13 protein-coding genes are annotated in these 12734 nt (G+C 68.7%); 8 read left to right on the plus strand and 5 right to left on the minus strand.

The window, feature by feature from the left end:
• The first annotated feature begins 17 nt into the window (after positions 1-17).
• From argS to ACFOLC_RS15425, 4 genes are all read left to right on the plus strand, one after another.
• Positions 18-1721, plus strand: a complete 1704-nt coding sequence (gene argS / locus ACFOLC_RS15410) for an arginine--tRNA ligase (protein WP_386760151.1) — start codon at positions 18-20, stop codon at positions 1719-1721.
• A complete protein-coding gene (locus ACFOLC_RS15415) occupies positions 1722-2495 on the plus strand; it encodes an SPOR domain-containing protein (protein ID WP_386760152.1) in 774 nt (257 codons plus the stop codon).
• Between the two features lie 121 nt (positions 2496-2616).
• Complete coding sequence (locus tag ACFOLC_RS15420; protein ID WP_386760153.1) at positions 2617-3231, plus strand: lysozyme inhibitor LprI family protein; 615 nt, start codon at positions 2617-2619, stop codon at positions 3229-3231.
• Between the two features lie 70 nt (positions 3232-3301).
• The gene (locus ACFOLC_RS15425; RefSeq protein ID WP_386760154.1) at positions 3302-3709 is read left to right on the plus strand and encodes a hypothetical protein; all 408 of its coding nucleotides are present in this window, start codon (positions 3302-3304) and stop codon (positions 3707-3709) included.
• Positions 3710-3760: 51 nt separating this feature from the next.
• Here ACFOLC_RS15425 and ACFOLC_RS15430 read toward each other — a convergent pair whose 3' ends face one another.
• Together ACFOLC_RS15430 and speA are read right to left on the minus strand one after the other, a co-directional pair.
• Complete coding sequence (locus tag ACFOLC_RS15430; RefSeq protein WP_386760155.1) at positions 3761-4612, minus strand: NAD(P)-dependent oxidoreductase; 852 nt, start codon at positions 4610-4612, stop codon at positions 3761-3763.
• A gap of 131 nt (positions 4613-4743) precedes the next feature.
• Positions 4744-6639, minus strand: coding sequence for an arginine decarboxylase (gene speA / locus ACFOLC_RS15435; protein ID WP_386760156.1), 1896 nt, complete (start codon positions 6637-6639; stop codon positions 4744-4746).
• A gap of 353 nt (positions 6640-6992) precedes the next feature.
• Between speA and speE the strand changes: the two genes are divergently transcribed.
• Positions 6993-7844 (plus strand): polyamine aminopropyltransferase, encoded by an 852-nt coding sequence (speE, locus tag ACFOLC_RS15440; RefSeq protein ID WP_386760157.1) that lies wholly within the window; start codon positions 6993-6995, stop codon positions 7842-7844.
• 159 nt (positions 7845-8003) lie between these two features.
• On the opposite strand, the gene ACFOLC_RS15445 is transcribed toward speE, so the two are convergent.
• Both ACFOLC_RS15445 and ACFOLC_RS15450 read right to left on the minus strand, forming a co-directional pair.
• Entirely contained in the window at positions 8004-8444 is a 441-nt protein-coding gene (locus ACFOLC_RS15445; protein WP_386760158.1) for a hypothetical protein, read from the minus strand.
• Between the two features lie 265 nt (positions 8445-8709).
• Complete coding sequence (locus ACFOLC_RS15450; RefSeq protein WP_386760159.1) at positions 8710-9048, minus strand: P-II family nitrogen regulator; 339 nt, start codon at positions 9046-9048, stop codon at positions 8710-8712.
• A 189-nt stretch (positions 9049-9237) separates the two neighbouring features.
• On the opposite strand from ACFOLC_RS15450, the gene ubiK reads away from it, so the two are divergent.
• Both ubiK and ACFOLC_RS15460 read left to right on the plus strand, forming a co-directional pair.
• The gene (ubiK, locus tag ACFOLC_RS15455; RefSeq protein WP_386760160.1) at positions 9238-9495 is read left to right on the plus strand and encodes a ubiquinone biosynthesis accessory factor UbiK; all 258 of its coding nucleotides are present in this window, start codon (positions 9238-9240) and stop codon (positions 9493-9495) included.
• A 12-nt stretch (positions 9496-9507) separates the two neighbouring features.
• Positions 9508-11019, plus strand: coding sequence for a YifB family Mg chelatase-like AAA ATPase (locus tag ACFOLC_RS15460; RefSeq protein ID WP_386760161.1), 1512 nt, complete (start codon positions 9508-9510; stop codon positions 11017-11019).
• 62 nt (positions 11020-11081) lie between these two features.
• On the opposite strand, the gene ACFOLC_RS15465 is transcribed toward ACFOLC_RS15460, so the two are convergent.
• Positions 11082-12242, minus strand: coding sequence for a putative peptide maturation dehydrogenase (locus ACFOLC_RS15465; protein ID WP_386760162.1), 1161 nt, complete (start codon positions 12240-12242; stop codon positions 11082-11084).
• Positions 12243-12363: 121 nt separating this feature from the next.
• Here ACFOLC_RS15465 and ACFOLC_RS15470 point away from each other — a divergent pair, with 121 nt between their 5' ends.
• On the plus strand, positions 12364-12699 hold the full coding sequence (locus tag ACFOLC_RS15470) for an NHLP-related RiPP peptide (RefSeq protein WP_386760163.1): 336 nt from the start codon (positions 12364-12366) through the stop codon (positions 12697-12699).
• The last annotated feature ends 35 nt before the right edge of the window (positions 12700-12734 follow it).

Consider the following 12734-nt stretch of genomic DNA (forward strand, 5'->3'; position numbering starts at 1 on the left):
ATACCCGCAGAAACTCCGTGAAAGCCACTCTCCGCGCGCTCGTCGCGCAGGCCATCGATGCGTTGCGCGCTGCCGGCACGATCCCGGCCGACCTTGCCACGCCCGAGTTCGTGATCGAACGCCCGAAGTCGCGCGCGCAGGGCGACTTCTCGACCAACGCGGCGATGCTGCTGGCCAAGCCATCCAAGTCCAACCCGCGCGCGATCGCGCAGGCGCTGCTCGATGCGCTGCCGACCAACGCCGATATCGGCAAGGTCGAGATCGCCGGCCCGGGCTTCATCAACTTCCATGTTGCCGAGTCCGCCTGGCGCCACCAACTCGGCGGCGTGTTCGCGCAGGGCGAGCGCTACGGCCGCAACGACAGCGGCCGCGGCCAGCGCGCCGGCGTCGAGTACGTCTCGGCCAACCCGACCGGCCCGCTGCACGTCGGCCACGGCCGCGCGGCGGTGATCGGCGACTGCATCGCGCGCGTGCTCGACGCCAACGGCTGGGACGTGGCGCGCGAGTTCTACTACAACGACGCCGGCGTGCAGATCGAGAACCTCGCGCTGTCGGTGCAGGCGCGCGCGCAGGGCATCACGCCCGACGACGCCGGCTGGCCCGAGCACGGCTACCGCGGCGACTACATCGCCGATGTCGCCCAGGCCTACCTGCGCGGCGACACGGTCGCGTTCGAGGACCACGTCGTGACCGGCGCGAAGAACGCCGACGACCGCGACGCGAACGATCTCGACAAAATCCGTCGCTTCGCCGTGGCCTACCTGCGCAACGAACAGAACGGCGACCTCGCCGCCTACGGCGTCGGCTTCGACGTGTACTTCCTCGAAAGCTCGCTCTACAACGACGGCAAGGTCGAGGAGACCGTGCGCGAGCTGGTCGCCCACGGCCACACCTACGAGGAAGGCGGTGCGCTGTGGCTGCGCAGCACCGACTTCGGCGACGACAAGGACCGCGTGATGCGCAAGTCCGACGGCAGCTACACCTACTTCGTGCCGGACGTCGCCTACCACCTGAGCAAGTGGCAGCGCGGCTACACCCGCGCGATCACCGAACTGGGCGCCGACCACCACGGTTCGCTGGCCCGCGTGCGCGCCGGCCTGCAGGCGCTCGACCTGGGCATCCCGCACGGCTGGCCGGAGTACGTGCTGCACCAGATGGTCACGGTGATGCGCGGCGGCGAGGAAGTGAAACTGTCCAAGCGCGCCGGCAGCTACCTGACCCTGCGCGACCTGGTCGACGAGGCCGGCCGCGACGCCACGCGCTGGTTCCTGGTCGCGCGCAAGCCCGATTCGCAGCTGACCTTCGACATCGACCTGGCGCGGTCGCAGTCGCTCGACAACCCGGTCTACTACGTGCAGGTTTCGCACGCGCGCATGTGCGGCCTGCTGCGCCAGATGAAGGAGCGCGGGCTGTCGTACGACCAGGCCGATGGCCTGGCCCAGCCGCTCGACCTCAGCGACGAGGCCGCGCACGAACTGGTGGTGACGCTGCTGCGCTACCCGGACGTGGTCGAGAGCGCCGGCCGCGACCTCGAGCCGCACCAGGTCGCCGCCTACCTGCTCGAGCTGGCACAGACCTTCCAGACGTACTACAACGACCACCAGTTCCTGGTCGACGCCGCCGCCACGCGCAACGCGCGCCTGGTGCTGGCGATGGCGACGAAACAGGTATTGGCCAATGGTCTCGAACTGCTGGGCGTCAGCGCCCCCGAGGTGATGTAAGTGGCGGCAAAGCGTGGCAAGTCGCAGGCGCGACGCAACAACGGCAGCAGCAGCGGCCTGCCCGGCTGGGCCTGGATGGTGCTGGGCATCGTGCTCACCATCGTCGTGGTGCTGGTCGCGCCGAAGTACCTCAAGTCCAACGGCGACGGTTTCTTCCGTCCGCAGCCGAACCCGGACGCGGAGCCGGCACCGGCCGTGGCCAGCGAGGACGAGGCGGTGGCCAACGACACGAGCGAGGCTGCAACGCCCGCCAAGCCCAAGGCCGCGACCGACGCCGCAGCCGGCAAGGACACCGACTACGACTTCTACACCCTGCTGCCGGGCAAGGAAGTGCCGATGAGCGACGCCGAGCTGGCCGCCAGCGAGCGCGCCGAGGCGCAGCGCCAGGCTCCGTCACCGAAGCCGGCCGCGGCCACGCCGTCGGCCCCGGTGCAGACCACGCCCACGACGACGCTGCCGAAACCGGTCGATACCGCCGCGGCGACCACGCCGGCCGCCGCCACCGTCGCTGCGGCCGCCACCGCAGCACCGGCCGATGACGGCACGCGCTACCTGCTGCAGGCCGGCGCCTTCCAGGCCTCGGGTCAGGCCGAGGAGATGAAGGCGCGGATCGCGATGCTCGGCCTCGGCGCCCGGGTCGAGGCCGCCAGCATCGGCGGCAAGACCGTTTACCGCGTGCGCATGGGCCCCTACGGCACCGCCAGCGACCTCGCCGAGGCCAAGCGCAAGCTCGCCAGCGGCGGCCTGCCGGCGATGGCGATCAAGGTCAAATAGGACAACGCTGATCTGAAACGCTGATCTAGTCAGCGTTGCCTAAACTCAACCGACTCGCAGCGAGGGGACTGTCGAGGAACCACCATCCAGGCGCACCGCGCCGACGCATGGAGAATCCACGATGAAGGTGTTTCCCGCTTTGCTCCTGTTGTGCCCACTGCTGGCCCCCGCCGCCGCCGAGGCTGCCGGCTTCGATTGCACCAAGGCGGTGTCCTGGGCCGAACGCGCGATCTGCTTCGAGCCGGCGCTGGGCCGGCTCGACGAGCAGCTCGGCCAGCGCTACGAACAGGCACTGGCTGCCAGCGACAGCCCCGACCTGCTGCGCACGGAGCAGAACCGCTGGCTGCACGACCGCCGCGACGCCTGCACCTCCGCCGGCTGCCTGCAATCGGCCTACCGCGAACGCCTGCGCCAACTCGACCGCGCCATCGCCAGCGCCCCGCCCGCGCTGGTGGCGCCGGGCACCTACCGCCGTGAGTCCACCGGCGCCGCGGCCGAGCTGACCGTCGCGGCGCTCGGCAGCGGCCGTTACAGCCTGCGCGGCCAGGCCCGACCGGGCGCGGCCCCGCTCACCGGCGAGATTGCCCCCCGCGTCGGCGCCGCCGATTTTGTCGCCGGCAATTGCCGGCTCAAGCTCATGTTCGCCCCGGACCTGATCAACGTCAGCGGCTCCGGCACCGGCTGCGGCGGCCCGTCGGCCGGCCTCGACGGCGACTACCGGCGGGTGACGAAGTAAGCCGCGACCGCGGTCACCGCGCAGGCGTGCTCCCTCACGCTAGACTCGCGGCCTCTTGCGAGGGGAACGCATGGACAAGCGCATTTTGTGGGGTTGCGTCGGGGCACTGGGCACGCTGTTGCTGTTCGGCCTGGCCGCGCACCTGTTCGCTGCGCGCCTCAACCAGGCGTGGATGACGCCGCTGGGCGAGCTGCCGCTGTTCGACCTGCTCGGCGTGTTGACGGCGATGGCCGTTGGCGCCGCCATCGCGCGCCGGCGCTTCCGCACCATCGCGGTGGCACTGATGGCCGTGCTCTGGTTGATGACCCTGTTCGTGCTCGCGCTCAGCCCGATGCCCGGTGAGCCGGTCACGCTGCCGACGTTGCTGAAGTACAACGCCCTGGCGATCGTGTTGACGCTGGGCCTGGCCTGGCTCGGCGCCTGGCTCGGCGAGCGTTGGGCCGGACGTCATCCGGCGATGGCCGCGTCGCAGGGGTAATCCGACGCCGCTCGTGCGGCCGCAGGCTGCCTGCGACCGCACCGGCAGGCCTCAGCCGCGTTTGAGCGTGATCAGCGCCGAGGTATCCGCCTCACCGTGGCCGCGCTCGATCAGCTCGGCGTAATCGGCCAGCGCCTGTTCGATGGTGGTCGCCCGCACGCCGCTGTCACGCGCGATCGCCTGCACGATGCGCAGGTCCTTGAGCATGTGCACGCACTTGAAGCCGGGCGCGAACTCGTCGCGCAGCATGGTCGCGCCGCGCTTGTCGAGGAACCAGTTGCTGGCGGCGCCGGCCAGCAGCGTCGGCAGCAGCCGGTCCGGGTCGAGGCCGAGCTTCTCGCCGAGCGCCAGGCCCTCGCACACCGCCTCGTTGATGCCCGCGACCAGCACCTGGTTGACCGCCTTGGTCGCCTGGCCGGCGCCGGTGGCGCCCATGTGGGTGATGCGCGCGGCGTAGCTGTCGATCACCGGCGTCGCGCGTGCGAGCACTTCGGCGTCGCCGCCGACCATCACCGACAACTTGCCGTTGCGCGCGCCCTCGGCCCCGCCGGACACCGGCGCGTCCAGGAACGCGATGTTGTGCACCGCCAGCATGGCCGCGGCGCGGCGCGCGGTCTCGACCGCCACGGTCGAATGGTCAACCACGATCGCACCGGGCTTGAGCACGTCGGCCAGCGCCGCCACGTTCTCGAGCACGTCGGCGTCGAGCGACACGCACAGCACGACGACGTCGCAGTCGGCGAAGTTCGCCGCCGAACGCGCCGCGCGCACTCCCAGTTCCGCGGCCAGGGCATCGGCCTTGCTCTGAGTGCGGTTGCCGACCGCGGTCAGCAGCCCCTTGGCGTGCACGTAACGCGCCATCGGCGCGCCCATCGCGCCCAGGCCGATCAATCCAACTTTCATCTTCGTCTTCCGCTAGGAGGCATGCGGTCGGCGGCAACAGCCACCGCCCCATACCGTGAAACGCGATCCACCGCCCGATGCGGCGATCGCGGCAAACCCGCGCGATCCGCGCGGACTTCGGGCCCGACCGCTTACGCCAACGGCGCGTCGTCGAGGTAGGTGTAGCCGGTCAGGCCGGCCTCCAGCGCCGCGTTCAGGCGCGCCGCTTCGTCAGCCGGCAGCTGCGCCGCCGCGACCTTGTCGCGGTACGCCGCGCGCAGGTCGGCAAGCCGGTAGCCGACGTAGTCGAGCATCACGTCGGTGGTGTCGCCGCGGCGCTGCTGGGTCAATTGGTAGCCGTCGGCAGCACCGTTGACCCGCACCTCGATCGCGTCGGTGTCGCCGAACAGGTTGTGGATGTCGCCGAGGATTTCCTGGTACGCGCCGACCAGGAAGAAGGCGATGCGGTAGCTCTCCCCCGATTGCACGGCGTGCAGCGGCAGCGAGGTGTCCAGGCCCTCGTTCTCGACGTAGGTCTTGACCGTGCCGTCGGAGTCGCAGGTCATGTCGGCGATCACGCCGCGGCGTTGCGGCGCCTCGTCGAGGCGCTCGATCGGCACGATCGGAAACACCTGGTCGATCGCCCACACGTCGGGGATCGACTCGAACACGCTGAAGTTGACGAAATACTTGTCGACCAGGCGGTCGTTGAGCTCGTCCAGCAGCTCGCGGTGGCTCTTTTCCTCGTAACTCAGGCGCGCGCGCACCTCGTGCGCGATCGCGTAGAACAGGTCGTCAATGCGCGCGCGGTGAACCAGGTCGAGCTGGCCCAGCGCGTACAGCGACAGGCCCTCGCTGTGGTGATGCTGGGCCTCGTGGAACAGCTCGACCGCCGGACGCGCGTCGAGCTCGGCGTGGATCTCGCGCAGGTGGCGGATCACCGCCGGTTCGTCGTCGTGGACGTCGGGGATGCGGCCCTCCGGCGCCTCCTCGACCTCGGACACGTTGGCGACCAGCACCGCGTGGTGCGCGGTCATGGCGCGGCCGCACTCGGTGATGATGCGCGGCGGGGCGAGGCCGTGCTCGACGCAGGCCTCGGCCAACGGCTGCACGATGGTGCCGGCGTACTGGTGCACGCCGTAGTTGATCGAGCAGTAGCCACGCGAGCGCGTGCCCTCGTAGTCGATGCCGAGGCCGCCACCGACGTCCATGTAGCGCACGTTGGCGCCGAGCTTGGACAACTCGACGAAATAACGCGTCGCCTCGCGCATGCCGCTGGCGATGTCGCGCACGTTGGAGATCTGCGAGCCCATGTGGAAGTGCAGCAGCTGCAGGCAATCGGTCATGCCGGTGTCGCGCAACGACTTCCACAGGTCCAGCACCTGGCGCGGGCTGAGGCCGAACTTGGCCTTGTCACCGCCGCTGTTCTGCCACTTGCCGGCGCCGAGACTGGCCAGGCGCATGCGCACGCCCAGGCCCGGCTGCACGTCCAGCGCGCGCGCCTCTTCCATCACCAGTGCCAGCTCGGACGGCTTCTCGATGACGATGAAGGTCTGCATGCCGAGCTTGCGGCCGATCAGCGCCAGGCGGATGTACTCGCGGTCCTTGTAGCCGTTGCAGACGATCACGCCGCCGGGCCGCGACAGCGCCAGCACCGCCATCAGCTCGGGCTTGCTGCCGGCCTCCAGACCGAAGCCCTCGCCGTGGTGCGAGGCCAGCGTGCCGGCCACGCCGAAGTGCTGGTTGACCTTGATCGGGTAGACCGCGGTGTAGCCGCCGGCGTAATCCCAATCGGCCTGGGCCTGGGCGAACGCCGCCTGCAGCTTGCCCAGGCGGTCGCCGAGGATGTCGGGAAAGCGCACCAGCAGCGGCAGCTTGGCGCCGTTGGCGCGGGCGGCGTCGACCACCTGCGGCAGCGACACCGCCGGGCCCTGCGCGCCGCGCGGGCGCACCGCGATCTGCCCGGCCGCGTTGACGTCGAAATAGCCTTCCGACCAATGCGGGATCGAGTAGGTCTTGCGGGCCTGATCGAGCGACCAGTCGGACATCGGCGGGCTACCGGGGGAGGTGGGGGACGCGCATTCTACCGCCCCCCGGCCCGGCGCTCGTCGCGCCCGTCAACGGCCGCCGTAAACCGGCGCTGCCGCGGCTTTGGAGTCGATGATGATGCCCTGCAGCGGCGGCTCGCCGGCCTGATCGCGCAGCCACTCGATCTCGGCACGCAGGTCCGGCGCCCCGCCATCTAGAGTTCGGCGCGCGCCCCGAGTAGTCCGCCTCGCCCCCACCCGACGCGTCACGGCCGGTCCGCTACAATGCCGCCCCCTAATCTCCCGCCAGCTCCCGGTCTGTCATCGACGACGGACAGCTTCGGGACGCGGCCACCTCCCTGGGACGAACCGGCATGAGCAGCAACACCTCCTGGCATTACGAGAACTTCGAACCGACCGGCTCGGCCATCGGCTACCGCATCACCCAGAAGCTCGACGAGGTGCAGTCGCCGTTCCAGAAAATCGAGATCTTCGAGAGCACCGACTGGGGCAACCTGATGCTCATCGACGGCGCGATGATGCTGACCACCAAGGACAACTTCTTCTATCACGAGATGATGTCGCACCCGGCGCTGTTCACCCACGCCGCGCCGAAGAACGTCGTCATCATCGGCGGCGGTGACTGCGGCACGCTGCGCGAGGTGCTCAAGCACCCGGGCGTGGAAAGCGCGGTGCAGTGCGACATCGACGAGCAGGTCACGCGCATGGCCGAGAAGTGGTTCCCGGAACTGTGCGAATCCAACCATGATCCGCGTGCGACGCTGCTGTTCGATGACGGCATCGCCTACATGCAAAACATCGCGCCAAACTCGCTCGACGTGGTCATCGTCGACTCGACCGACCCGGTCGGTCCGGCCGAAGGCCTGTTCAACAAGGCCTTCTTCGAGAGCTGCTTCCGCGCGCTCAAGGACGACGGCATCCTCGTGCAGCAATCCGAGTCGCCACTGATGCTGCTCGACCTCATCAAGGAGATGCGCGCCGAGATGGGCAAAGCCGGCTTCACCACGTTCCAGACGCTGCCGTTCCCGCAGCCGTGCTACCCGACCGGCTGGTGGAGCTGCACGCTGGCGCGCAAGGGTCAGGGCTTCGACTTCCGCGCCGCCGACGCGCAGGCCAAGGCGTTCGACACCCTCTATTACACCGCGCAGACGCACCAGGGCGCGGCCGTGCTGCCGCCGTTCGTGAACGCAGCGCTGGGCGAATAAGCCGCGTCTATCGCGACATCACCAAGCCCCGCTTCGGCGGGGCTTTTTGTTGGCTCACGCAGCTCACGTAGCGGGTAAGCGCAGCGCACCGGGACGCTTTGCAGGATGGGTCACGCGCAAAGCGCCGTGGCAACCCAACATTGCACACCGGCGCCAATTTTAAGCACACGGGCTGGCGGTGTCTTGCCTGCCCAGGCGGCGCAGTGCAATCCCGAGCGCGAGCCGGTAACCCTCGGCCAGATTGCGATTGATGATCACGGTAGCCAACGGCATGTGCAGCGGTTGCAGGCGTGGCTCCAGCGCCGTCGCACTGTCGTCGTGCACCTCGATATAGGGCGCGGCCAGTGCGTCGAGTGCGCCGCGCAACCCCGTGTCGGATCCAGCGTCCAGTTGCAGCGCCAGTTCACCGGGATCGAGCAGCACCAGCTCGGTGGTGCGCTCGTCCGCTCCGCGCAAGCGTTCCACCAGCTCGCGCACGTTGGCACAGGTCTGCACGAGCAGCGTCTTGCCCAGGCCATAGCTGCGCGCCATCAGGGCGGCGAGCACGTCTGCACTCACCGCGGCGGCCGGGTGCGGCCCCCGAAGAATCAGTATCGACACGGCATTCGTCCATCCGCGACAGGGTGCGCGGGTAGGTCATGCTCGACTGGAGTGGCGTAAATCCTCCATGCCTTCCTCGGTGTGAGGCGTAAAACCTTCGCCATCACGGCGGGCCAATGCCAGCGATGAACCACCGGCTACGGCGGCGCGTCGATCAGATCGACTGGATGGCTTCACCGCTCGCGATGGCCGCGTGGCGTGCTTAACCCTCTGGACTTCACGTACGGCCCCCGAAATTGGGAAATCTTTCCGGAAATCTTTCTGGCTACAACGCATCCCCATCCATCTCGCCCGTGCGGATCCGCACCGCCCGCTCCAGGTCCCAGACGAAGATCTTGCCGTCACCGATCTTGCCGGTGCCGGCGGCCTTCATGATCGCTTCGACCACGGCCTCGGCCTGGTCGTCGGTAACGGCCACCTCGAGCTTGATCTTGGGCAGGAAGTCGACCACGTATTCGGCGCCGCGGTAGAGCTCGGTGTGCCCCTTCTGCCGACCGAAGCCCTTGACCTCGGTCGCGGTGATGCCGGCCACGCCAGCCTCGGCCAGCGCCTCGCGCACGTCATCGAGCTTGAACGGCTTGATCACCGCCATGACCATCTTCATTGCATCGTCTCCGGTAAGGTCCGTTTTTCCCGCGCGAGGATAACGCGAAGGTCACGCCGCCACGCCGGTCGTGCGCTACAGTGATCGCCCACGTGCTTTAAGATTTTCCCGACAGTGCAACACGGCCGCCACCGACGGCGACGGCCCGGACAGTTCGCCAAGCTGCCCCCACTGCCGAAGGATGCCCTCATGATCGACCTCAACCACATCGACGACCTCGCCCGCCGCCTCAGCACCCTGGTCCCGCCGGGTCTGCGCGAAAGTCGCGAAGAGCTGCAGCAGAACTTCAAGGCGGTGCTGCAGTCCGGCCTGGCCAAGCTCGACCTCGTCACCCGCGAGGAGTTCGAGGTGCAGCGCGCGGTGCTGCTGCGCACGCGCGAGAAACTGGACGAGCTGCAACGCACCGTCGCCGAGCTGGAAACTCAGCTCGGCAGTCCGCGCCACTAAGCCGACACCGCCATGAACCTGGCGCTCGTGCACAGCCGTGCGCGATCGGGCGTGCACGCGCCCGCGGTGCGGGTCGAGGTCCACCTGGGCGGCGGCCTGCCGGCCATGTCGATCGTCGGCCTGCCCGAGGCCGCCGTGCGCGAGGCCAAGGACCGCGTGCGTGCGGCGATCCAGTGCGCCCAGTTTGAATTCCCGGCACGGCGTATCACGGTCAATCTGGCGCCGGCCGACCTGCCCAAGGACGGCGGCCGCTTTGACCTGCCGATCGCGCTCGGCATCCTCGCCGCGAGTGGGCAGATCCCGCTGCAGGCCCTGAACGAGTACGAGTTTCTCGGCGAACTCGGCCTTACCGGCGAGCTGCGCGCCGTCGACGGCGTGCTGCCGGCCGCGCTGGCGACGGCCCAGGCCGGACGCCGGCTGATCGTGCCGGCCGGCAACGGTGCCGAGGCGGCGCTGTCCAGCCAGGTCGAAGCCTGCACGGCGCGCACCCTGCTCGAGGTCTGCGCCATGCTCGACGGCCGCAAGGCGCTGCCGCGGGCCGAGGCCGTGCCGCCATTGCCCGCGCACGGCCCGGACCTGTCCGACGTGCGCGGACAGGCCCAGGCCCGCCGCGCGCTTGAGATTGCCGCTGCTGGCGGTCACCACCTGTTGCTGATCGGCCCACCCGGCTGCGGCAAGACCCTGCTCGCCTCGCGCCTGCCTGGCCTGCTGCCGGAATCCTCGGAAGCGGAGGCACTGGAATCGGCCGCGATCGCCTCGGTCAGTGGCCGCGGCCTCGACCCGATGCGCTGGCGCGAGCGCCCGTTCCGCGCCCCGCACCACACCGCCAGCGCCGTCGCCCTGGTCGGCGGCGGTTCCGAACCGCGCCCGGGCGAAATCTCGCTGGCGCATCGCGGCGTGCTGTTTCTGGACGAGTTGCCCGAGTGGGACCGGCGAGCACTCGAGGTATTACGCGAGCCGCTCGAATCCGGCGTGGTCACCGTGTCGCGGGCGGCGCGCAGCGCGGAATTCCCGGCCCGCTTCCAGTTGGTGGCGGCCATGAACCCCTGCCCCTGCGGCTGGGCCGGCGACGCCAGCGGCCGTTGCCGCTGCGGCGACGAGGCGATCCGCCGCTACCGCGCGCGCATCTCCGGTCCCCTGCTCGACCGCATCGACCTGCACGTCGAAGTGCCGCGTCTGCCACCGACCGAATTGCGCCCCGACGCGCCCGACGGGGAGTGCACGAGCGCGGTCCGCGCCCGTGTCGTGCAGGCACGCGAACTGCAACACAGCCGAACCGGCAAGCCCAACGCGCAACTGGGCCAGGCCGAGACCATGACCACCTGCCGCCTCAGCGCGCCCGACCAGGCCCTGCTCGAGCGCGCGGTCGACGCCCTGCAGCTGTCGGCGCGCTCGATGCACCGCATCCTGCGCGTCGCCCGCACCATCGCCGACCTCGACGAGCGACCGCAGATCCTTACCGCGCACCTGACCGAAGCGATCGGCTATCGACGTGCCGATCGAGGTAACTGCATCGCCACCTGACCACACACCAGGATCATCGCGACTGCAGCATTGCCACAATGGATGGACATGCACCTGGTTCTTCAAGCGTTGCGCGGCCACACGCGACCCAGCGGGTCGAATTCGCTGGTCTCCATTCGCGGCCCCCGCCAGCCGAAGCCGCATACCGCCAGGGGACCTTCGGCCAAGGGGTCCAGCCCCAATGCCTGTTCGATATCGATCTCGTTTACGGCCGAAGTCACGAACGCCCCCAATCCCAGATCAGTGGCAGAAAGATAGAGCGTCTGTGACAAATGACCGATGTCGAGCAGGACGGCGCGATACGCCTTGGCGTGCTGGCGGTATTTCCAGAAACCACGCGTGTACCGCGCGGCCAGCATCACCAGGACATGTGCATTGGCGAACCAATATTGCCCCGCCAAAAGCCGTGTCGCCAATTCAGCGAGCGGTTGCGGCGGGCCCTGCATCGGCTCAAGGGCATGGTCCAAGGGGTGGTAGTGGTAGAGCCCCGGCGCCATGTCTTCAACGTGCTGCACCAACAGGTAGGCGCCAATGGAGTGCAAGCATCCCGAAGACGGGCTGGTTCGCTTGAGGAATGCAGTGTCTTCCTCGATCTTGACCAAGGCCTGGGCGGCGAAGACACGCTGCAACATGCGCGAGAACAACACACGCGGCAGTGCCCGTGCAGAGTTGAAATTGCGACAGGTGGTGCGTCGCGACAGCAACGCATCGAACTCATCCTGCGGCTCTCGCGAGAGCTCGAGTCTGGGCGATCCGGAATTGCGCACCAGCACAGGTGGCGGAGGCGGACCCAGCTTGTGCCGCAGGTCGGCCGCAGTCACCGTGCCGTTGCGCTCCATTGCCGCCGCACTGTCGATGCCCTGCCAGCGACTGCGCCGGTGCATCAGTGCCGCGGCAGGCCACCAGTGCGCTGCCCGCAGCGACTCATCACGCTCACGGTTGGCGGCTTGTTCGGGCTGATCGCTCACCAGTAAGCCGAGCGCGACCAGACGGTCGGCGTCCAGGGAGAGCGTGTCGCGCTGGACCCACTCGCTTGGGCTGACCATACCGAGAAGCTCACGCTCTGCCACAGTCACTTCCATGTCCTCCTCAAGATGCGGGGCAATCGCCAGCCAGCGCTGGCTGCGCTGCAGCCCAGCACCCCCCTGGCAGAGGGAGTCGAGGCTGAAGGCCACCTCCTCCCGGGGCTCCAGGAACAGCAATGAACAACGACGCACGCGCATGCACTTCCTCACCGGGACGTTGGGTGACCGCCTCACGGCAGTCCTTGGGACAGATTGCGACAGATCGAGGGACTGGCGTAGGCTCGGCTGCCGACCATTCGGCCTTGCCAGGGGATTCGCCATGACTGCCAACAAGATTCCGTCCCATCAACCGCTGGAAACCGACGTGGCCGACAAGCTGCTCGACCTGCTGAGTTCCGACGACGACTTCCGCGATCTTTTCCAGCGTGATCCTACCGCCGCCTTGGCCCAGGCCGGCCATGTCCCGGCACTGGACCTCATGGCCAGCGGGGGCGACTACTCGTCCAATGCATTTGCGTGCATGACCACGGTCGAGATTGCCTCGAAGGAACAGATCGGCGGTGCCCGTGACACGCTGCGCGAAACCTTGACCTCCAAGGGCTCGCATACCGATCCACACCGCTTCGACGCAGGCAACATCGACCATCTCGCCTGACGCGCATCTCCGGCAGGGCACCGCCCTGCCGGGTC

The organism is Lysobacter cavernae (assembly GCF_042648505.1).
Classification (GTDB): Bacteria; Pseudomonadota; Gammaproteobacteria; order Xanthomonadales; family Xanthomonadaceae; genus Lysobacter_L; species Lysobacter_L cavernae.